The 20,282-nt window shown below is 50.5% G+C and carries 17 protein-coding genes; 5 read left to right on the top strand and 12 right to left on the bottom strand.

Annotated elements, in window-relative coordinates; translation table 11 throughout:
- Window positions 1–173: 173 nt before the first annotated feature.
- On the top strand, window positions 174–368 hold the full coding sequence (locus MKY64_RS12525; RefSeq protein ID WP_340953299.1) for a hypothetical protein: 195 nt from the start codon (window positions 174–176) through the stop codon (window positions 366–368).
- 117 nt (window positions 369–485) lie between these two features.
- Here the strand turns inward: MKY64_RS12525 and MKY64_RS12520 are convergent, their stop codons facing one another.
- The gene (locus tag MKY64_RS12520) at window positions 486–1,385 is read right to left on the bottom strand and encodes a hypothetical protein (protein WP_339314019.1); all 900 of its coding nucleotides are present in this window, start codon (window positions 1,383–1,385) and stop codon (window positions 486–488) included.
- A gap of 205 nt (window positions 1,386–1,590) precedes the next feature.
- On the opposite strand from MKY64_RS12520, the gene MKY64_RS12515 reads away from it, so the two are divergent.
- Window positions 1,591–2,859, top strand: coding sequence for a hypothetical protein (locus MKY64_RS12515; RefSeq protein ID WP_340953298.1), 1,269 nt, complete (start codon window positions 1,591–1,593; stop codon window positions 2,857–2,859).
- Window positions 2,860–2,940: 81 nt separating this feature from the next.
- On the opposite strand, the gene MKY64_RS12510 is transcribed toward MKY64_RS12515, so the two are convergent.
- The 5 genes from MKY64_RS12510 to MKY64_RS12490 all read right to left on the bottom strand — a co-directional run bounded on the left by MKY64_RS12510 (window position 2,941) and on the right by MKY64_RS12490 (window position 9,501).
- Window positions 2,941–5,001, bottom strand: a complete 2,061-nt coding sequence (locus MKY64_RS12510; protein WP_340953297.1) for a methyl-accepting chemotaxis protein — start codon at window positions 4,999–5,001, stop codon at window positions 2,941–2,943.
- A 153-nt stretch (window positions 5,002–5,154) separates the two neighbouring features.
- Window positions 5,155–5,901 carry a (2Fe-2S)-binding protein gene (locus tag MKY64_RS12505; protein ID WP_340953295.1) on the bottom strand — a complete coding sequence of 249 codons (747 nt, stop codon included), beginning with the start codon at window positions 5,899–5,901 and terminating at the stop codon, window positions 5,155–5,157.
- Between the two features lie 13 nt (window positions 5,902–5,914).
- A complete protein-coding gene (locus MKY64_RS12500) occupies window positions 5,915–6,877 on the bottom strand; it encodes an ABC transporter substrate-binding protein (protein WP_340953293.1) in 963 nt (320 codons plus the stop codon).
- 120 nt (window positions 6,878–6,997) lie between these two features.
- The gene (locus MKY64_RS12495) at window positions 6,998–8,650 is read right to left on the bottom strand and encodes an AraC family transcriptional regulator (protein ID WP_340953292.1); all 1,653 of its coding nucleotides are present in this window, start codon (window positions 8,648–8,650) and stop codon (window positions 6,998–7,000) included.
- Window positions 8,651–8,691: 41 nt separating this feature from the next.
- Complete coding sequence (locus tag MKY64_RS12490) at window positions 8,692–9,501, bottom strand: ABC transporter substrate-binding protein (RefSeq protein ID WP_162174711.1); 810 nt, start codon at window positions 9,499–9,501, stop codon at window positions 8,692–8,694.
- A gap of 351 nt (window positions 9,502–9,852) precedes the next feature.
- On the opposite strand from MKY64_RS12490, the gene MKY64_RS12485 reads away from it, so the two are divergent.
- Together MKY64_RS12485 and MKY64_RS12480 are read left to right on the top strand one after the other, a co-directional pair.
- The gene (locus tag MKY64_RS12485) at window positions 9,853–11,643 is read left to right on the top strand and encodes an AraC family transcriptional regulator (RefSeq protein ID WP_340953290.1); all 1,791 of its coding nucleotides are present in this window, start codon (window positions 9,853–9,855) and stop codon (window positions 11,641–11,643) included.
- Between the two features lie 51 nt (window positions 11,644–11,694).
- The gene (locus MKY64_RS12480; RefSeq protein WP_340953288.1) at window positions 11,695–13,563 is read left to right on the top strand and encodes an ABC transporter substrate-binding protein; all 1,869 of its coding nucleotides are present in this window, start codon (window positions 11,695–11,697) and stop codon (window positions 13,561–13,563) included.
- Between the two features lie 107 nt (window positions 13,564–13,670).
- Here the strand turns inward: MKY64_RS12480 and MKY64_RS12475 are convergent, their stop codons facing one another.
- From MKY64_RS12475 to MKY64_RS12460, 4 genes are all read right to left on the bottom strand, one after another.
- Window positions 13,671–15,152: a 4-hydroxyphenylacetate 3-hydroxylase family protein gene (locus MKY64_RS12475; protein WP_339314029.1), complete on the bottom strand. Its 1,482-nt coding sequence runs from the start codon at window positions 15,150–15,152 to the stop codon at window positions 13,671–13,673.
- A 195-nt stretch (window positions 15,153–15,347) separates the two neighbouring features.
- Window positions 15,348–15,794: an OsmC family protein gene (locus tag MKY64_RS12470; protein ID WP_339256326.1), complete on the bottom strand. Its 447-nt coding sequence runs from the start codon at window positions 15,792–15,794 to the stop codon at window positions 15,348–15,350.
- Window positions 15,795–16,015: 221 nt separating this feature from the next.
- On the bottom strand, window positions 16,016–16,912 hold the full coding sequence (locus tag MKY64_RS12465; protein ID WP_339256328.1) for a sulfurtransferase: 897 nt from the start codon (window positions 16,910–16,912) through the stop codon (window positions 16,016–16,018).
- A 193-nt stretch (window positions 16,913–17,105) separates the two neighbouring features.
- Entirely contained in the window at window positions 17,106–17,501 is a 396-nt protein-coding gene (locus tag MKY64_RS12460; RefSeq protein WP_036728963.1) for a hypothetical protein, read from the bottom strand.
- A gap of 205 nt (window positions 17,502–17,706) precedes the next feature.
- Between MKY64_RS12460 and MKY64_RS12455 the strand changes: the two genes are divergently transcribed.
- Complete coding sequence (locus MKY64_RS12455) at window positions 17,707–18,642, top strand: phosphotransferase (RefSeq protein ID WP_340953286.1); 936 nt, start codon at window positions 17,707–17,709, stop codon at window positions 18,640–18,642.
- Window positions 18,643–18,682: 40 nt separating this feature from the next.
- On the opposite strand, the gene MKY64_RS12450 is transcribed toward MKY64_RS12455, so the two are convergent.
- Together MKY64_RS12450 and MKY64_RS12445 are read right to left on the bottom strand one after the other, a co-directional pair.
- Window positions 18,683–19,618, bottom strand: coding sequence for an aminoglycoside phosphotransferase family protein (locus MKY64_RS12450; protein WP_340953284.1), 936 nt, complete (start codon window positions 19,616–19,618; stop codon window positions 18,683–18,685).
- Window positions 19,619–19,693: 75 nt separating this feature from the next.
- Window positions 19,694–20,164 carry a hypothetical protein gene (locus MKY64_RS12445; RefSeq protein WP_036728957.1) on the bottom strand — a complete coding sequence of 157 codons (471 nt, stop codon included), beginning with the start codon at window positions 20,162–20,164 and terminating at the stop codon, window positions 19,694–19,696.
- Window positions 20,165–20,282 lie beyond the last annotated feature (118 nt).

Below are 20,282 nucleotides of genomic sequence, written 5' to 3'. Positions count from 1 at the left end.
GGGTGAGCCGGGTCTTTCCCGTATAATAGTAGACGTTACGCCGGAAGTCACATCTGAGATTACCCCGGCGTATGAACTCTAAGCATCAGGAAGGGAATGAAGAAACGTTGACTTATACGAAACTGTTGGAACGAAAAGGCGAAATTCTCAAGCGAACCGTGGAAACCTGGATCATGAAAGAGAATCGTGACGGACTGGATCGTCAAGAAGCCCATATCTACAGGAATATGGTCAAAGAGCTTCATCAGAACGAGCAGGAATTGAATGTGGCACGTGTGGAAGAACTGGATAAGAGCCCGGATTCGGACACAGAAGGAGCAGCTTCAACAGCTTCAGCCCAGAGAGAGCTTGTATCGCAGGGTGTGTGAAACCGATAGCCTATGAAGCTGTCTCACTAAATAATATTACAATGGAAAAAGCCGCCCGGCTTCGCTTGATGCGAAGGAAGGGCGGCTTTTGGATGTCTTATACTAATGTTCGTAATCCTACAACCTCACAACCCGCCGGTACACCAGGCAATCCAGCAGATCCTCCCATGTAAGCTCGCTCTCATAAGGATCGCGGAAAGCGGTCGCGGTTGGGAGATACCCGAGGGCAACACCCTGGCCGCCGTGCAGATTGCAGCCGCCGTCGCCGCCTTTGCCGGTGATACCGTCCGGTGTGAGGACCAGCTCCTTTTTGTAAGGATCGCCGGGGAAGCATAGGCCGAACGCATTCGGCAGCTCCAGCGGATACGGGTCCTCAGCATTAGCCACACTTGAACCGGACACATGTCTGAGCCGCATGGTTTCGTCAATCTCGTCGCCCCACGGGAACAGCGTTCGTGCAGCTGCGCCGTACAGATACTCCCATTCGTCCTCAGTCGGCAGGGTGAAGCCCTCCGGCAGCTCTGACTCGCACCATTCTTCGAACGATTCGCTGTCGTCGAACAGGAACACTACGATCTGTTCCCCGTCCCGTTCGAGCCGGAAATACTGGGAGTACTCATAGCTGGTGTGCGGCCCCTGACGGAACTCTTCGATAGCTTCGAGCACATCCTCATCTTCTTCCGGGTCCAGCCGGTCCAGCGGACATTCGTACCAGCCTGCTGAAGCAGGCTGGCGCTGGACGAGCAATGGCCCGATCACAGCTTCGCGGACGGGAGACATCTCGGCATACATATGTACCTCTGAGCGGCCCAGGGTCACCGTGTCGCCCGGCACGTACACGTATTCACTGCCCTCATATACGAAGACACCCGTTTCTATGGACTGGCCGTAACGTTCGAACCTCTCTAACCGCAGCCACTTGAAGCCAGCGGGCAGCTGTTTAAGCACTCCCTGCATCGCGTGCCTTTTCTCTTCAACCGTTAATTGCCCCCATGCGGCACGGTCCCATGCTACCATGTCATACTCTCCTCCCGGGAATAGGCATTGTCTGCCTGATTACTGTCATTGTAATGGACAGCCCCGGGTACTGGCAAACGCGCCGGGAATGCGGCCGGACACACCGGTTAGATAGCATCCATTTATAACCTGTCCTTATTGTCTAGGTGGTCATATAATAATTCAGGTTGGAACATTAATACATAGTAAAAGAGGGATAGGAGTTATGAATTCAAAACGATTGAAATTTTTCACCGCAGGCTTTGCGCTATTACTGGCGGCACAGGTACTGCTTCCTGGACGCTCATCGGCGGCAAAAGTCATGGAACAGCTCCCGAAGCCGGAATGGAGCTATACGCTGCCGGATGGCATTACCTTCTGGGGCACTATAGACACCTTACAGAGTAAGAATCGAATGTTCATTCCGCTGGTCAAGACCGTAACCGTAGCCCCTTCCAAGACGAAGTCTTCGGGCATGTTGTACGCATCCATTGACCGCATTAACGGTTCTGCCAACTGGGTATATGACTATTCGGACATGGCCAACGACAAGCCGTTTACTGCTAATGGTTTTTATTCTGCCAATAACGGCTACAGCTATTTCTATAAAATGTGGGGCGGCAAACCCTATGATCTTACCGTTGTTGATCCGAACGGCAAACGGAAATGGACCAAAACCATAACCGGGTCCTACTCGCCGGTGGTGTTGGATAACGGAAATATTGTGATTCGAACCTTGGTTAGCGGCAATGTAGCTTCTCGTGGTATTACCGAGTACAGTCAGGACGGGAAGCAGGTACGCAAGCTTAAGCTGACCGGCAAATGGGCCTCAGGGGTGATTGATGTGCTGCCGAACGGCTATGTGGTACATAAGGAGCTGGATACAAACAGAGTCAGCGTATACCGGAGTCTGGATGCTCTGACGAAACCGCTGGCTGCCTACACCGCTCCCAAAGCAGTTAAATATCCTGATTTCCAGGTGTATCCGCTTCGCGGCGGTTCGTTCCTGATTAAGATGAGCAGTAGCGATACCTGGCTGTTATTCGGCTATGACGCTAACGGCACCAAGAAGTGGGTGCGTCCTGTGAACAAGATGGATCGGATCGATACGACCGGCAACAACTATCTGATCCAGAGCGACAACGTCTACAAATTGTACAGCAAAGACAACCAATTACTCGGCAAGCAGCAGATCGGTGAAGCCGGGGACCGCGAATGGTACTGCCGGATAACACCATCGGGCGAGATTACGGTCGAGAAGCAGTACCAATGGCAGGAGCGTCCGGCTGTCGTTGATCCTGAGACCTTTGAGGGGGATATTGCCAAGGAGGATTTCTATGTGCTGGACCCGGCGAACCTGCAGATCAAATATCATCTCTCCACAAGCTGGCACGACTACGAAACCGGGCATAATTACATTTATGCGGGAGGCGGGGAGCTGTACATCACGAGGAGCTATGCGCCTAAGACGATTACCAAGTACATGTTAAAATAGCACCGAACCAGGCTTAGACCTCCGCATGACAAAAAGATCGTCAAGTGAATCTCTTACTTGGCGATCTTTTTGCATACCCCGTTACTCCAGCTTGAACTGCCGCAGTTCTTCCTCCAGCCTCTGTGAGATTTCGCTCAGCTCTCTGGACAGTTCAGCTACCTGCTCAATACTGCCGAGCTGCTCCTGTGTATTGGCACTTACCTCTTCAGTGGAGGCAGAATTCTCCTCGGTCGTCGAAGATATGACCTCAATCGCCTGCAGAATCTCATCCTTGTGCTTGTGGACAATCGAGGTGTTATTGCTGATCTGCAGCATCCGTACCTTCAGCTCCTCCAGGTCACTGTTCAAGCTGAAGAAGACCTGCTTCGCATTCTCGACAGATTTGGCATTCTCCTCCGCAATCGTAAGGCCAAGAGTAGTGTGTTCTACGGATAGGCTTGTTTTTTCCTCAATGGCGCTGACCTTCTTGTAGATTTCTTCAGTAGCCCGGGCTGTTTGCTCGGCAAGCTTACGCACCTCACCAGCTACCACCGCGAAGCCTCTGCCATGTTCACCTGCCCGTGCCGCTTCAATGGAAGCATTAAGGGCGAGCAGATTGGTCTGTGTCGCTATTTGATTCACTGTGCCTACGATACCCGAAATCTCATGACGGCTCAGATCAATATCCTCAATGAGCGATGACATCGCTTGTGTAGATCTGTGATTGTCTTCTGCAGCTTTGGAGAGTTGCTCCACCAAGTCAAGACCGGAACTGCTGAGCTCTGCTGAGGTCTGTACCATGGTTCCTACAGTCTGGGCATCACTGGTGATTTCGTCAATTTGATCGGATAATGCACCGGTTTTGTGGAGAATGCTCTCGGATTCAGCGGACTGGTAGTTGGTAGCATTCGCAATTTCATTAATGGCCGTAGCCGTTTCGTTCATGGTTATCGCGGTTTTGGTAGAGATGGCTTGCAGGTTCTGGGAGGATTGGGTCAGCACCTGAGTCGTATTATGAATCACCTGAATCATGCTCTGAATCTTCTGGACCATGCCCGCAATGCCATGAGCAATCTGTCCGATTTCATTGCGAGAGGCATCATTGAGCTGAACCGTCAGGTCTCCGTCTGCAATCCGTTGGATAGCGGCCAGCAGTTTTGGAATGGAGCGTAACAGGTAGCGCAGTGTGAGATAACAGATGAACACCAGGATCAAAGCGGCAACAGCAAAACCGGTGATGGTCGTCCGGGTGAAGGACGTCAGCTCGCTAAGCGCCTCTTGCCGGGTAATGGTTAAGCCTACAGACCATCCGGTATCCATGCTGGTGGCATAGCCGATATAACGGGGGTTGCCATTATCATCAATGAGCGATACGCCGGATTCGCCGTTAATCATTTTTTTACCGATGGCGCCTAGATCGCCCGGACTCTCTGTGATTTTCTCCTTCAGTACCTTGGCTTCATCCGGGTGGTAGAGAATATCGCCAGAGCGGGTAGCCAGAATGGAGAACCCGGTGCTTCCCAAGGAGTAGCTCTGCATGATCTGCGGGATGTCATCGAAGGCAATATCTGCGGCAATGAAGCCGATCATTTGGCTGCTCTCATTCAGAATCGGATAGAAAATGCCCATCAGCATTTTGCCGCTAATGACGTCGGCGTAAGGTTCAGAATAGTAGAGACCCTTGGATTCGGATACAGGCTTGAAGTAGGGGCGGGCGCGGATATCAAAGTCCGATTTAGAGGTCAGACCGTCATTTTGGAGGAAATATCCCTTCCCGGATAACCCGGCCACCCAGGCATCGGCGAAGGAGGGCTCAGACTTTACAATGTCCGCCAGTGTGGCGAGTGCTTCTGCGGCGTGGGGGGAAGTGGTGATTTGATCTGCTGTTGTGCTCTCAATATATTTTTGGAAAATCGAGTTGGTGGACATTTGTTTGACCAGTGAGCCCTTCTCCTTGAACAGAGCATCGAACTGGCTGACAATTCCCTGCGTTTTGGTCATCAGCATCGACTCTTGCTGGCTTACTAGAATGCTTTGGGTGCTGGAATAGAAGAAGGTACCCAGGATCGAGAAGACGACAAGAATAATGACTAGCAGCACAATGGCCAATGTGTTGGCGATGCTGGTTGAACGGACTGGCCGTTTTTGAATTAGCTGTGACATAGGTCATCTCCCGGATATGTATTAGAGCGAAAGCTCTTAAATAATATGTCGGAATATGGCGGATATTCTTGTAGAGTGAAGGATGTTATTTCACAGAAAAAACCGGCTGGGAAAAGATTCCAAGCCGGTGAGTAGTCTATTAGGCCGTGCCGGTTAAATGATAGGACATCCGCCGCAATAATCATGATCCGCTCTGAGTTTATAGGCCAGACAGCAGGTAGCCTTCACAGATATCGTATCGTGCGGAGGGTGGGGGTCTCTCCGGAACTTGGGTGTGATACGGAACGGATTGCTGCGAAGTCCGAATGCCTCCGGCGTCAGCTCCCAGAGTACAGCTTGGAATTGCCTGTGGATCTGGCTGCGGCTGCACTCATTGGAGGCGTCAAGAGCATCCTCTTCGATAAAAGTATACAACTGATTATAGACATGCTTCCACAGCATCACCGCTTTGGTCTGTGAAGCCTCGGCAAGCGCCGCAATAATTGGTCTGACCTCGTTCGTGTAGAACAACCCAAGCTCATCTATGAGCTCATTTCCATTCCTGTTCCGGTCATTGATACCCTCCCGGTGGTTATGGATAGGGAAGGCGAATTCGGGATACCCATCCGTGCGTACGAGCTGCACAGACAGGTTATTTAGTCGCAAGGCATGAGCCAGCGGATCTGCGGCTGTGAGCAGTGCGTATTTGGCTCCGCAGATCCCGGCGATCCATGTGCAGAAGATGGCTGCCGCTATACGTTTATCCTCAGTCCCGAGCATGGAAGCATAAGTGGTAAGCAGATGCTCAGCATGTGCGGGCATACATAATTCTGTCAGTCGTAAAGTAACCACTGCGTTCTCAACAGCTTCAGGGGAGATGAAGTAACGTTCAGCCCTCTGGAGCTCGCCAGTGTTGGCCATCTGAAGCCCCCCTTTATTTGGAGTTGCCTTCAAAGGCTTGAAGCACCGCATCCACCGCATAACGGTTAGCCAGAGGAGACATCCCCAGGTTGAACCAATCCTTGCCGGCCATGGTGTAGACCTGGTTCTTTTTGACCGCAGTCATGTTCTTCCATAATGGACTCTTCAGCAGATCCTCATAGGTTTTCTTCACCCCGGCATCGTCCTCGTTATTCAACTGAAGGAAGATGTGATCGGGATTATACTCCGGCAGCTTCTCCAGTGAGATGGATAAGGAAGGATCTTTAGTCGGGAAATTCGGGATCATCTCCAGCCCAAGCGTAGTGTGAAGGAATTTTCCGCGGTCAATCTGATCCCCGTAAAGAACGAAGCTGCCCGGCATCACCATCATGTACATCACCGTTTCATTACCCACCAGATCATCCAGCTTCTGCTTGGCTTCTGCCTCCTGAGCCTCCAGATCCTTAATTACGTTCTCTGCAAGCTCCGTCTTGCCGAGTACCCCGGCGATATCCTTCAGCTCATCCCGCCAGTCATCGCGCTGCGGCAGCAGAACCGTCGGAGCGATCCCCGACAACTGGTCATAATCCTTAGCCGACCACCATGTAGGGGCGAGGATCAGATCAGGATTGGCAGAGAGAATCATTTCAAAATTCGGAGTTTGGGCTATGCCCATCTTCAGCGTATCCTTGAAGGGCTCCTCTAGATAAGTCGGGAACTCCTCCTGGTAGTTCTGTACAGCAATGGGCGTAACGCCTAACGCTTGTAGAAACTCAGGGTAGACTACGGATAGGCCGACGACTCTGGTCGGATGGGCCGGGATCTTAATCTCGCCCTTCTCACTGCCTACTACCCGGAAATCGGCTTCGGCGTCTGCGGCCACCTTGGCCTGTCCACTGTTGTTGGAGCAAGCCGTCATTAACAATGTTAATACTATCGCCATGCAGAACACCATTCTTTGTCTTATCTGTCGCATATCTTCAATAACCTCCTGAGTATGAATACCTGTCATCTCACCTGAGAGTGAGAATCAATATCACTGTTAGGAGTATAAAACAATCTGAAGGATTCGACTATTGACAATCGCGCCAATATTTCATGTCTGATTACGCCAGAGTGCCAGCGCGGAGTCAAGAACCAACTCCTGGGTGAACGAGCTATACTCTGTCCAAGGGTAGGGAGGGAGGTACTCTATTCGTGAAAACCCTGCGGGATCAGGGGGCAGCAAGGACTCTCTGTCCCGGAATGCAGACCATAAGGCTTGCGAAGCTGCATCCTCATCCACTATGAACAGCAGCTTGTCCGCATCTGACGACCACAGCTCCTCCGGGGTTATTGTCTGATTGCTCAGTCTACGATCCACAACGGACGCCGGAATGAAATTCAGATCATCATAGAATACCTCAGCTAAGCTTCGCGTAGATAGCAAGGTGATGGACTGCCCGGATATGCGGGCAAGGAGCAGCTTGCCCATGGCTGAATCTTGACCTAATTGCGCCCGGATGCTCTTGGCCTTACGCTCATAGTTGTTCAGCCAAGCGGCTGCTTCCGGTGCTCTGCCCACGCATTCTCCAATGAAGTGTAATTGCGTGCGCCAATCCGTCTGGAGCTTAGACACAAAGAACGTGGGGGCAATCGCCTGAAGCTGCGGTAACATCCTCCGGCTGACCGATGGTTCCAGCCCCAGAATATAATCAGGGCGGAGGGAAGCAAGCTGCTGGATGCGGATAGCGTCATCTTGGGCAAGCGGCAGAACCGCATCTGTCTCATATTTACGGCGGTAATATTCTGTCCAGGGATGGTCAGCCGGTGCGGCGCAGGGAATAATATTCAGGGTAAGCAGCGCCCCAATCAGGCTGCCGTGGTAGGCAACGATCTTCAGCTTGGCATTCCGCATGAAGGTCGCCGGAGCTACACCGGTAATTTGCTTGAATTTGCGCCGGAAATAAGGAACGTCCTTGTAACCGACATAAGCGGCGATATCCTTCAATTCATAATTCGTATGCGGCAGCATAAGACTTCTTGCTTGTCTGATCCGGTATTCGGTCAGGTATTCAATCGCGCTGAGACCATATTTCTGCTTGAACAACCGGATGAAATGCCTTACGCTAATGCCCGCTTCCCCAGCCAGCAGGGAGATGGACAGCTCTTCACGGTAATGCTGTTCTATATAGGTCTTGGCGCGTTCCATAATCGTATCGGTATCGCTATCGCTAGGCTGCAGCTGCCTGGCATCGCTGAGCAGACTGAACAGCAGCTCATAGAATCTGCTCTGGGCAAGAAGCTGCTGTAAGGGGTCTGTACTGCCAAGGGAAGCGGTGATAGCCTCACAGTGTTTGCTGTATGTAACTGAAGAAGACATCGTTGTTTCTCCTTCCAGGGAGAAGGGGAGCGGGGGCTCCGTTGAGCTTATCCGGCCCGGTTGTACAGGCGGATTCTGCTGGCTAAATACATCAAACCGCAGAATGTATATATTCGGTTCGCCCGAACTGTCCAGGCAGGCTTCGATTAATTGCCCCGGCAGGCAGACAAAGGCAGCTCCCGCTCTGAGTTCGCCATACTTGCCGTCCACAGTGATCCAGCCCCGGCCCGAAACTGGAATCAGGAGCAGATGCGATTCAAGGAATTGCAGTCGGAGTGAACACCCTCCCGTGAGACTGCTGTTCTGCTCGCTGCTCCGAAGCCTGAACCACATCTGATCAAGCTGTCCGAAGGCTCCCGCAGGCGGGATTCCATCCTTACTGTTCATTCTTTGCACTCCCGTTCGCTATTGTGCGCTTATTTCTTACATTACTTGAGCATCGTCTGCTTACTGGCCAGTCGTTCGGCAATATCCTCCGCTTGCAGGATAGAGGTATACGGGTCTGAGCTTAGGTATTGATGAATATCCAGCTCATACACCTGGCCGTTACGGACTGCATCCAGTTCGCTCCATATCCCGGGAAGGGTCTCGTCAGATGCGCCTACTGTTTTCATCACCAGCAGATAATCACCTACATACTGCCCGAACACCTCGGAACTGATTTCAATGCTCTCCTTATTCTGATCAAAGAGCTCCGTCTTTACTTTCTCAGCAGGAGTCAGTCCAAGCAGCTCGTAGACGGCCTTGCCGCCCCGGTTTGCACTTTTGCCTACAATGCCCACACTTTTTAACCAGTTAAAATCCGTTATCGTGAAGGTTGCGCCAGCCGGCACAGCAGCCTGTGCTTTGGCACGAGCGGCCTGGGTCCGCTCCCCGAAGGACTTGTTCCACTTCTGAGCTTCTTCCTGACGGTTAAGAATTTCTCCCATTGCGCTGACCTCTGCCTGCATGGAGTCATAATCATCGGCTATGAATACGACAGTAGGGGCGATTCTGGAATAAGCTTCATAAGTCTCCTGGTTCCAGGTGATGATCAGGTCCGGATTAAGCTGAATGATCTTCTCCAAGGATACCTCGTTATGGTTGCCGATATCTTCCACGCCTTCAAGCGGCTTGCGCAGGAATTCCCCGTAGTCCAGCAAACTGCCCGGAACGCCTACCGGCGTCAACCCAACAGCCAGCACATCGCCAATGTTCCAGTCCACAACCACCCGGGAAGGGTGTGCAGGGACCTCCACATCTCCTTTTACAGTTGAGAGAATACGCTTATCCTGTGAATGGTCGGCTGTATTCCCTGGACGGCCGGAATTCTGCTTAGAGCATCCTGTGAGCAATATAGCCATTGCCAGCATACACAATAAGGCTATGTAGTACAAATTGAACCTTTTGATAATGTTCGACCCTCTTTCTTATTGAGAACTATTATCACTATAGAAGGTGGTCTCTATTTACACAATGACCAATCAGGAACATTCGGCATACCTGTTTCGGAACATGGGAGGCATTGCACTGAGAATCATTATCATATACTATGGGGACAGATGATAACGAATCTTGAAGTGTTCAAGCATTGAGACTGGAGTTTTCTTATGAATATAGAGGGGTATATTGAGCTTTGGGATAATCAGGCGGTCCGTCTGCTGGATATCCGTCAATCAGGCATGGAACCGGGAAGGGAATACAGAGAGCAGCGGCTGTCCTCCCATACTTTTATTTTGGTGCAGGGACGGGGCCAGCTGTGGTTGGATGAGACGCCTCATGCATTGGATGGCTGGTATGTATTGCACGGAAGTAAAGGCGCCGTTGTGCGTATGAAGGCTGACACGGGGATTGAGCTGTACTCGATCATGTATATGCTGGTTGAGACTGAGAGGGAGGTGCAGGAACCGCTGAATGAGCAGCTTCCCGGCATAACCTTACAGTGTGAATATGGGTTGAAGCCGCATTATCCGCTCCCGCTACTGGAGCTTGCTTCCAGGCTGTATGAGAAGTGGGGAAATATAGCTTTTCTTGAACGGATTCAAGTCACGGCGATATTCTACCAGTGGCTCTACGAGCTGCTGCAGCAGATGCATCATCAGCAGCAGGAGATCAGCCTCTTTGGTCCTGACCGTACCCGTCTGGCTGTTCGATATATGCAGGATCATTACGGTACCCCCCTGACTGTAGCTCATGTTGCTGCTGTGACCCATTGCAGTCCGAGATTATTAACCAGACTGTTCAAGAGCAAGCTGCAGACAAGCCCCGGGCAGGTACTGGCGCGTATTCGTCTGAATAGAGCCTATGAGCTGCTGCATACGGAAGCAACCTTGCAGGAAATCGGAGAGCGGGTAGGTTATGCCAACGCCTATGCCTTTAGCCGTTTTTTCAAGAAGCACGAGGGTGTATCTCCCGATTATTACAGGCGGCAGATCAGCGATTGTGAAAGAGAAGGCATACAGGACAGGATAACCCTGCAACCGCGCACTATACAGATGGCCCATGAGACCCTTATAGAACAGACAAGAGGGCGTACTTCCCCTATGGCGGGTATCGGGCACAAAAGAAGAAATATACAAACGGTGATGGGTGAGATTACTATTCCGGACAAGCCTGAGCGGGTAGTTATAGATTGGAGCCTGGGAGAAGTGCTGGCTTTGGGTCTGACACCTGTGGGAGCTCCACAAACCTTGTTGGACAGCAACCGGCTGCTTGGGCAGTATATAGGTTCTGAGGTACAAGATATCGGCAACCACAACCAGGTATCTATAGAGAAGGTGCTTGAACTTGAACCTGATCTGATCATTACCTGGGACAAGACAGCCTTTGCTTCCTTTGCGAGGATAGCTCCTACAGTAGTCTTTCAGAGTGATCATTTCCGTTCAGCCGGGGAAGGGATCGCCGCCATGGGGCATATTCTGAACCGCACTCAGGAAGCGGCGAAGTGGATTATCGAATATGAGACACGGGCAGCTTATGTGCGGAATGCGATATTGCGGCAATGCCCGGAACGGCGGACGTTCACTGTGATTGACCCGAATTGGAGTCAGGAGATTCGGGTTATAGGCAATGCAGCCACCCGGGGCGGGAGAGCTGCCTATGAAGTGCTGGGGCTGCAGCCGCCATGGAAAGTGTGGCAGGAGCTGTTCGAGCAAGGACATGAGTCGATTTGGATTGATCAGCAGGACATTGCCCAATACACGGAGGATTATCTGCTGGTTCTAAGAAGCAAGCAGAGTGGAAGGGAGGGGCACATGCCGGATATGACTGAACTTCACCGGGCAGCCGGCTGCGGGATCATAGAGCTGCAATGGGAGAACTACTTCTTGTCCGATCCGCTCTCGGCTCTGCTGCAGGCAGAGGAAATGACCAAGCTGATTGCTCAAGCGGATCAAGGATAAATGAAGAGAGTTATACAAGTATGTAAGCTTATTAGTTATAGAGGTGCTTCTATGAAGTGGTCAGAAAGATTTCGGATATGGAATCATGTGCCTGTGAAAGTGTTGGATATCCGTCATGTGATCATGCAGCCGGGAGAGAAGCTTCAGAGCTATACTTTGCCTTCAAGTGCGTTTGTGTTCACGAATCAGGGAGAAGCCAAAGTCATGCTGGACGGGTACGGAAGCGCATCACGCAATCACCAGGTCGTACATGGCGGCAAAGGTGCAGTTCTTCATATCTGCTGCTTGAGCAGTACGTTTGATTATTACCTGATCTTATACAAGCCTTGTCCCGGCAGCCCATTCACAGACCTAGCGGGGGGCAATCACAATCCGTTCCAGCAGCCCTATGTCTTCCAAGGGAGCGATCCCTGGATGATCCTCTCCCTGCAAGAGCGCATGCTTCAGCTTTGGACAAGCGGAGGGGAGCTGGAACGGATGCAGGTGACCGGACTGTTCTATCAGTTCGTGTCTGAACAATTCCGTCAGCTCCAGCTGGCGGGAGAGCAGCAGACGGAACCGGATCTGGCTGAACAGATCGCCCGTTATATCCGGGAATATTATCGCCAGCCCCTCTCTATGACAGCTATGGCTGAGCTGTTCCACTACAGCGCCCATCATTTGGTGAGGGTATTCAAGCGCAGGTATGATTGCAGTCCCATGGAGTATGTGAGCCGGACCCGGATGCTGCAAGCCAGAACCCTGCTGGCAGGGACAGATGCTCCTATCCGCCATGTTGCTGAAAGTGTCGGGTATACGGATTTCTATTACTTCAGCAGACTATTCAAAAAGCTGTACGGAGAGACCCCCGCCCAGTTCAAAATGCACGCACCGTTACACAAAGGTTCAATTCCTACCAATGATATGCCGGAATCGTTCATTGCTCCAGCGAAAGAACAACGCTATATTGATATCAGTGATAATCATTATCAATACAGAGCATGGAGTGTGAATGATTTGAAAGTTAGCCATAAACCCACTTTTGCTGTATCCCTCTTGTTCAGTCTGTCTGTGCTGCTTGCAGCTTGTGGAGGCGGTAATACGAAACCCGAAGCAGCAACAAGAATAGTTACCGATGGCTTCGCCAGACAGGTGGAAATTCCAGTCGAGCCTGGCGCGGTAGTGGCGCTCGCTTATGGCGGTTATATGCTTCCTCTCGGCCTGATGCCGGCGGGTGTCAACCAGGAGACGCTGGATCAATACAAGGAAGAGATGAAGACTGTGGAGAATATAGGGGCAGGAACAGGCAGTGTTGAAGCCATTTCTGCATTGGAGCCAGATCTGATTATCATTCCGGACTATCTTGGTGAAGATGTAATTGAGACCTATGAGAAGATTGCTCCAACCTTAGCCGTCGCCTGGGGCGGTGACCCGGATGTGGTGAATACCTTAAGAACCATGGGCGATATTATGGGCAAGCAAGAGGAAGCGGAGCAATGGATTGCTTCCTTCGACGAGAAGCTGCAGGGCATCCGCGATAACATCAATATCAAAATTGATGAAGGAACTACAGCGATCTCATTCATTATCCGTAACGGAGAGGTGCTGCTCGGAGGGGAAGGAGGTACCTTGGGCAAGCTGATCTATCAGGATTTCGGTTTTGCAATGCCCGAGCAATTCAAGCCCTATGCGGATGGGGGAACGGTACTGTCCATGGAGATGCTGGTAGACAAGCCGGCGGATTACTTTTTTACACAAATGACGGATGAAGAGCTGGCTGCCATGATGGAGCTGTTCAAGGAGCCTGTCTATCAGAGCATCCCTGCGGTGAAGAACAACAGGATTATTAATGTATCCCGTGTGAACTGGAACAACGGCCCTTATACCGTAGACAGAGGCGTTGATGCGTTGATTGAGCAGGTAGCGAAGCTGCAGGAATAGACGGCTGGATCTGATGCTGCCCCGGAAATGGAGACATCAGACTTTGAATTGATGATTTTTTTGACAAAAGACACTCTCCTCAGAACAATGAGAAGAGTGTCTTTGAGTTACCGGCTTCCCCTCATAACGAATCGGGTTTCTTCTGGTGCAATGAACTCGTGAATGATTTGACGGAAGGATTCGTGATTATCATAGCTGTTGTACATGCGCCAGGCCAGTGTGTGGGAGCTGCCGAAAAATAACCGCTCAAACTGGATTTGTCGCCCGCCGAATGCACCCGCTCCGAGTTCCCAAGCAAGCCGGAATAAAGCGTTTCGGAACCACGCCTCCGAAGCCGTACCCTTCAAATACTGACTGAGGTATGCACCAGCGCTTGTATCGAAGTCGGACTCCGAGAGGATCATGATGAGACCGCTTGAACTGAGATGTTGAACCATTTCAATCAGGTCCGGATAAAACTCCGAAAAGTGAACGGACGAAGCCAAAAGTGGACCTTTGTCTGGAACGAGATATCCGAATTTGTCCGGGGAAGCGCCTATTTCAGAAGCGAGTCTTAAGGCTTTGAAGGTCTCCAAATAGGTTATCGTTCTGGAAATAGGCTGAATAGTATGGGGCTCAGGGATAACGTTTTGTTCTTCCGCCAAAGATTCCAGCAACCCGAGAAAGAACTCTGTTTTTGCAATATAGCGGGTGATGATTTGATGGGCCATATGCGTATGGAAGTGACTCTCGCCGAACAATCGGGAACAGTACATTTCATCTCCGTAATAAAATACACGGTCATGAGGGATAAGAACGCGGTCAAATATGACTAGGGTATCCATTTCTTCATATCTTGAGCTTAACGGATGGTCGTAGGCAGATGAGGCTGCGTAGCTTTCACGGCAAAAAAAAGTCATCCCTTGCAGATCATTAGGCACGGCGAAGGCAAACGCGAACGGATTATCATCATCCACAAACGAGGGGGAAGGCGTTGGGAATACAAGCATTTCATCGCATGTAGCCCCTTGTGTTGCCATCATAAAAGCACCGGTTACAATCATCCCTTCAGCATTGATTTCAACGACTTTAGCAGCGATAGAATCCTCCGTAGCATCAATCTGGCCGGATATTTTGCTTGCTTGAGGCTGGATGAAGGCATGGGATAAGGTAATGTCATGATCCCGGCAGTAAGCATAGTACTTCCTGAGGTTCTCAGCATATTTCGGATTCAGCTCCTCAAGGATATCGGCAGCTGTAAACAGAGACATGAGGGCTGTATTCATATAGTCCGGAGAACGTCCTAAAAACCCATGATGGCAGTTGGACCAGAGTTCAATCATTTTTCTGCGGCGCTGTAAATCCTCAGCATTCTTGGGTGGAAGAAAAGATAGACCGACAGGCTCTCCTGTATCGGGTGAAGGGTAGGTCATCTGTGCTAAATAACGCTCATCACACTGCATGTTGTACATTTCGGCTTGGGTTTGTATGAGACCTTGAAATGCGGGATGCTTGGATAAAGGGCCTTCGATCCGTGTTCCTTTGTAAAAAATATTGATATTTTGCCGGTCGATACGTTCGATGTATTGGCTACCTGTTTTAATAGGCACACGGTTCACCTCTTTAAAAGACAGCTTTCACTAAAAAAAGCCGTGTTATTGCTTTTAATATACGTAACCATGATCTGCTTTGTACATTGTCCGTAGATCGTGCACTTGCGCCTATACGGTCTCTACCCCTGGTCCCATTCTGTGCTCCGTGGCAAGAGGTCATAGTGTGGAAGCTTCTCGGTTCTGAACGGTTGCTTAGCTTTCGATGATAATGCTTTCCAGCTTGAGATTAACCGGGTTTGCGAGCGTATCTCCAACTGGGCATTTGCTTTCCAGGAATCGTACAAATTCTTCAACCTGTTCTTTGGGTGAATCTGTTTTAATACGGAAGCTATACCGAATTTCTGAATAGCCCGGACGCACCTCCGACTTGTTGAAAAAGCCATCCAGATCAAGATCGCCTTCTACATCCACGAAGAAATCCTTGAGGTTCACGCCGAATTTAGGCGCATACACTCTGGCCACGATAGACTGGCATGCTCCCAGCGAGGCCAGCAAAGCTTCGACCGGATTCATACCGGTATCAGTTCCGCCCAAGCTTTTGGGCTCGTCAATAATAAATTCAAAGTTTCGGGATGCTACTTTCACTTGGACTCCGTCTTGCAAATGCGCAGATGCTTTAAAGGTTTGGAGAGCGGTCATTTTAAAAATCTCCTTCTATGGTTAGTTTATAATAAATTAAATCATACTTTTCCGCTGTGATTATTTTAAATTTAACTTGTCATATTGTCAATCCTCAAATTACCAGCTTGTCGATCTCTGGAACAGCGCGCGCGAAAATGCCGAAAAAGGGCCGTGAGCAGCCTGCCTTCCGGCAACCTGTCACAGCCCCAAAACTCAAATCCGATGCGGTCAATCGGCTTTTACTCGTCTCCTGTGGCCACCGGGTTATCTTCATAGCTAATCCAGTCACTCCAGCTTCCCGCATACAGCCGCACATTCGTATATCCGGCCTTTTCTAGCGCCAGTACATTCGGGCAGGCAGTTACGCCGGAGCCGCAGTAGACGATGACCTCACGGTCTTTGTCCAGTCCGGCAAAATGTTCTTCAAGCTGCTCCGCACTCCTCCAGCTACCGTCCGGATTTTGCGTGTCTTTCCAGAAGTAGTTGACCGCCCCAGGGATATGCCCGCCGACCGGGTCCAGGGTCTCATTCTGGCCGTGATAGCGGTCATTGGCCCGGGAATCGATCAGCACGGGAAGAGCAGGCACGGCATCCGCAACGTTGACGTCACTCTCAGACTCAGCGCCAGCATTATTAACTGTCTTCTCCGATACCTCGCGCACCTCCTCAACTCCCGCCAGCATCTGCGGCTGAACATTAGCTGTAAAGGTACTAGGCACCCGCACCGGCTGATGATCCGTCACCGGATATTTACCCTCTTTCCACTGGCTGAAGCCGCCCTCCAGAATGAATACCTGCTCATGCCCCAGGTAACGCAGCAGCCACCACAGACGGGCGGCGTTCATGCCGTTCTCATCGTCGTAGGCGACAATGCGAGTATCATTACCGATTCCGAGTTTGCTGAGCCGTGCAGCCAGCACTTCAGGGTCAGGCAGGGGATGGCGACCGCCATGCTCGCTCACCGGAGAGGACAGATCCAGTTTCAGATCCAGATAGATCGCGCCCGGAATATGCTCTTGTTGATAGCTGTCTCTGCCGGCCTTAGGCTGGCCTAATGTGAACCGGCAGTCTACGATGGTCTGTTCCGGCTCGTAGAGTCTGGCGAGCAGCCAGCGTTTGCTAACGGTTGCGTCCATATGTATCCCATCCTTTGCTTGTATTGTATGGATTACATTATAGCGGATAATCAGGCATTCCGCATATTATTGAAGTGGTGCAAGCATAGGCTTATCAGATCAGGAGTGATCGTGATAGTGAGCGTGCTGCTATTCTGTACAGTTTTACCAGAAACAAAAAAAGCTCAGGACTCGCCTGAGCAATGAAATGAAGTTAACTAAGGACGGGACCGATGATGTTCCAGTCTCCGAATGGATATACCTGATCAAACACTATGAAGCCGGCTGCATCCCGGGCTACTGCGTATAGCGAGATGTCGTTCACGAATCCGGGAGCACCAGGTGAAGAAACGGTGATACTGTAATTGGCCACTGTCGTTGGTATGATGAGCGTAACCACACCATTTGGAGCGGCAATCCCGAACGTTGTTGTGAAATTCAGAGTTTCAGCTATCCCCTCCGGGCCGGAATCTGCGACACTGTAAGCATTGACTACAATAGGTTCCAGCCTTGCAACGGTTGTGTTGGTGATTCGAAGCTCGACGAATTGCGATATTACTGTTCCGGTAGGCTCAAGGTTGGGCACTGCACCGATAGTATAAATTGGCATTTGGAAGTCCTCCTTTTCTCTTGATACAGTAATATATGTAAATCTGATAGTTTGTTTTGTATAATTGTCTTTTGCAGCTAAAAAAGGCGACTGGATCAGAGGCTAGCGAACCGCCCCAATCCTAGTAGATTTGACATAGCCGTACCCGGATTCTACAATTGCTTCTGAACCTAATAGAAAGGGGCATAAGCCTACGGAAGCTATAGTGAGTCAGGTCTGGCCTGAATGGAAGGGCTCGCTGCGCAAGCGGAGCGGAGGATGGAATAATACAACGTATTTCGTGGAGAGCGGGGAACGCCGCGCTGTGCTGCGTATCTATGACACCCATAAGGACAGGAACAAAATAGAATTTGAACATACGGTGCTGCTGAAGCTGGCCGCTGCGGGTCTGCCGTTCAGTACACCTCTTCCGATCCGTACTGCCAGTGGAGAGACCTTGGTTCAACTTGAAGAGAGCGGGAAATTCGCTTGCTTGTTTGCTTATATTGAAGGGGAATCCCCGTCCGGGCAAGCTGCGGATTACTATGAGTCCTTCGGAGAAGCGGCAGGCATCTTGTCCGCTGCGCTGGCTGAGATAGATACGGGCATCCCGTCCGTATACCGTCCATACTATGAGCTGCGGACCTCGTATCCGCTATGCACCCGTGAAGCGCTGTATGGTCTGGTGACGGACCCGCCCGAGTCTCTGAAGGAGCTGCTGCCGGAGCTGACCGTATTAGTGGAAGCCTACGACAACGTGGCTGACTCGCTGGAACAGCTTCAGAGCCTGCCGCATCAGCTGGTGCACGGCGATCTGAACGCTTCCAATCTGCTGGTGGATGGAGCGGATACCGCCCGGGTGACGGCGCTGCTGGATTTTGAATTTTGCACAAGGGATGTACGGGTTATGGATGCTGCTGTGATTCTGTCGGCCTTGCTCAGTCATGAGGACTCGGAGCGGATTATCCGTGATTTCTGGCGGGGTTATAACCGCAGGGTTACGCTGACTCCTGAGGAACTGGCGGCGATTCCGGTGCTCATGCTCCTGCGCAAGATAGACGTATTCCTGCATTTCGCCACCCGTTACTGGGAAGGGACCGATGAGGTGAATGTCCTGCAACAGCAGGTCCGTGAGCTGGCGGCAGAGGTAGCTGCGATGTAGGCGGGAAGCTGCATGGAACTTGCACTGCCTTCAAGCTTCCCTACAGGAAAAGCTGCTGATTATGTATTCTTTTCATAAGCTCTCTGCCAGATCGGACGACCTCGGGTTGATGATTGTGAGTGCCCCAGCAGATATCGCCGAGGGCCATTTTGATGCAGCATATTTGTATTTCAGCAGACTGGTCCTTAAGCACTTCAAGTCCATACCCTGCAAAATAGGCATCTCTGGCTGATGGATGATCTATGAAATATCTGGCGAACAGAATGGAGAAGTTGTCCACAGCCAGCCCCCACAGCATATTCTCGAAGTCTATCATTCCTGTCAAAATACCCTGCTCATCCACCAGCCAGTTGCCTGGTGTGGAGTCCCAGCTAATAGGAACAGGTCTGCTATGCCGGAATACATGAACGTTCTGAAGTGCCCAATCGGTTAAAGAGATTTCAGAAGATTGCAGCAGATTTTCCTCCATACATCGCGCTGTAACTTCCCTAATGGAACTAGAAACATAATTTACCGGGTCCTCATTATGGGATAACTCGATTGGATTTCCATTTATATCAGGGCGGCCGAACCAATCGCCAATCTGTGAATCATGCAGTACTTTTGTTAATTCACCTGCCTTACGGTAAGCGGCTTCCACAGCCAGGGGACTTAGTTCAGTATCCCTCATGATTAATCCATCCATGGATGTAATTAATATAGCCTGCCAGCCCTCCCCCTCGTAAGCAGCTATTAACTCAGGTACATACGGTTTCAACTGACCTATCCAGTGACGGTATGCATAAACCTCAGGATGCCATCTCTGTTTGCGGCTGTAGGTTTTTAAGTAATAACATTTAGAGTCCTGATCGGATTGCAGCTTCCAGACCCCGGTTCTCACACTATTCAGTCTGTAGTTTCTCAAGACCTGAAAGCTGCCAATGTCGGACTGAACCTGCTCATACAACGCTGTTGGATGGATATCCAGTGGCTTCATATTCTGTTGGTCCTCCTCGCGGAATGCTAGTTTTCACAGTATATACTGCCGGCCCGGTGATCTGGTCTGAAGATACTATTGAATTTGATTAGCTAAGTCTATAAAGGCGGAGACCTCTAATTTATTAGTGTGGATCGGATCTAGATTTCCGTTGATATAATATACAAATCGCGCCAAAAATCCGTTCTCCCCCTCCCACCAGATGGATTGAGTAGTTTCGTCTTCGTCATAGTATGCTTCTTTTCCATTATCAAGTTCTAAGCGTTGCTTGCCTTGGGTGGAAATTTTCTCTGGTGCACTCATAACCTTGCTCAGGATGTATCTTATTTCTTGCAGGGTCTGCTTGTTTTTATAATGAAAAACATACTGTTGTAGCACATACGGGTTATCAACTGCGATTTCAGTACGAACTTCATTGATCTCAAACGGAAAAAGATGTGGTTCATTGAAGCTGTAATTCATGTTTATGATTCGCTCTCCGGTTGGGTTGCTACATCCACTCATCAGAAAAATAGATACCAGAATGGAAAAGCAAATACTCCGCATGATCTCACCCCCTATAACTTTAACGAAAAAGGAATCATTTAGTTGTGCTAAAAAGTACGATAATCCAATACCAAACAGGGCACTCTCCGGCTGGGCGGTACCAGAGGGTGCCCTGTTC

Origin of the sequence: Paenibacillus sp. FSL R7-0210 (assembly GCF_038009085.1) — a bacterium.
Taxonomy (GTDB): domain Bacteria; phylum Bacillota; class Bacilli; order Paenibacillales; family Paenibacillaceae; genus Paenibacillus_AQ; species Paenibacillus_AQ silagei.
Note: the sequence above shows the minus strand (reverse complement) of the source record. Positions and strands in the feature narration are given on the sequence as shown.

What these genes read in the sequence shown, in the direction of transcription:
- MKY64_RS12450 (WP_340953284.1), bottom strand. Translation starts at nt 19,618, where the DNA reads ATGAAGCCACTGGATATCCATCCAACAGCGTTGTATGAGCAGGTTCAG.
- MKY64_RS12460 (WP_036728963.1), bottom strand. Translation starts at nt 17,501, where the DNA reads ATGCCAATTTATACTATCGGTGCAGTGCCCAACCTTGAGCCTACCGGA.
- MKY64_RS12470 (WP_339256326.1), bottom strand. Translation starts at nt 15,794, where the DNA reads ATGACCGCTCTCCAAACCTTTAAAGCATCTGCGCATTTGCAAGACGGA.
- MKY64_RS12495 (WP_340953292.1), bottom strand. Translation starts at nt 8,650, where the DNA reads ATGAACAGTAAGGATGGAATCCCGCCTGCGGGAGCCTTCGGACAGCTT.
- MKY64_RS12510 (WP_340953297.1), bottom strand. Translation starts at nt 5,001, where the DNA reads ATGTCACAGCTAATTCAAAAACGGCCAGTCCGTTCAACCAGCATCGCC.
- MKY64_RS12500 (WP_340953293.1), bottom strand. Translation starts at nt 6,877, where the DNA reads ATGCGACAGATAAGACAAAGAATGGTGTTCTGCATGGCGATAGTATTA.
- MKY64_RS12525 (WP_340953299.1), top strand. Translation starts at nt 174, where the DNA reads ATGAAAGAGAATCGTGACGGACTGGATCGTCAAGAAGCCCATATCTAC.
- MKY64_RS12515 (WP_340953298.1), top strand. Translation starts at nt 1,591, where the DNA reads ATGAATTCAAAACGATTGAAATTTTTCACCGCAGGCTTTGCGCTATTA.
- MKY64_RS12445 (WP_036728957.1), bottom strand. Translation starts at nt 20,164, where the DNA reads ATGCGGAGTATTTGCTTTTCCATTCTGGTATCTATTTTTCTGATGAGT.
- MKY64_RS12465 (WP_339256328.1), bottom strand. Translation starts at nt 16,912, where the DNA reads ATGGACGCAACCGTTAGCAAACGCTGGCTGCTCGCCAGACTCTACGAG.
- MKY64_RS12485 (WP_340953290.1), top strand. Translation starts at nt 9,853, where the DNA reads ATGAATATAGAGGGGTATATTGAGCTTTGGGATAATCAGGCGGTCCGT.
- MKY64_RS12505 (WP_340953295.1), bottom strand. Translation starts at nt 5,901, where the DNA reads ATGGCCAACACTGGCGAGCTCCAGAGGGCTGAACGTTACTTCATCTCC.
- MKY64_RS12520 (WP_339314019.1), bottom strand. Translation starts at nt 1,385, where the DNA reads ATGGTAGCATGGGACCGTGCCGCATGGGGGCAATTAACGGTTGAAGAG.
- MKY64_RS12480 (WP_340953288.1), top strand. Translation starts at nt 11,695, where the DNA reads ATGAAGTGGTCAGAAAGATTTCGGATATGGAATCATGTGCCTGTGAAA.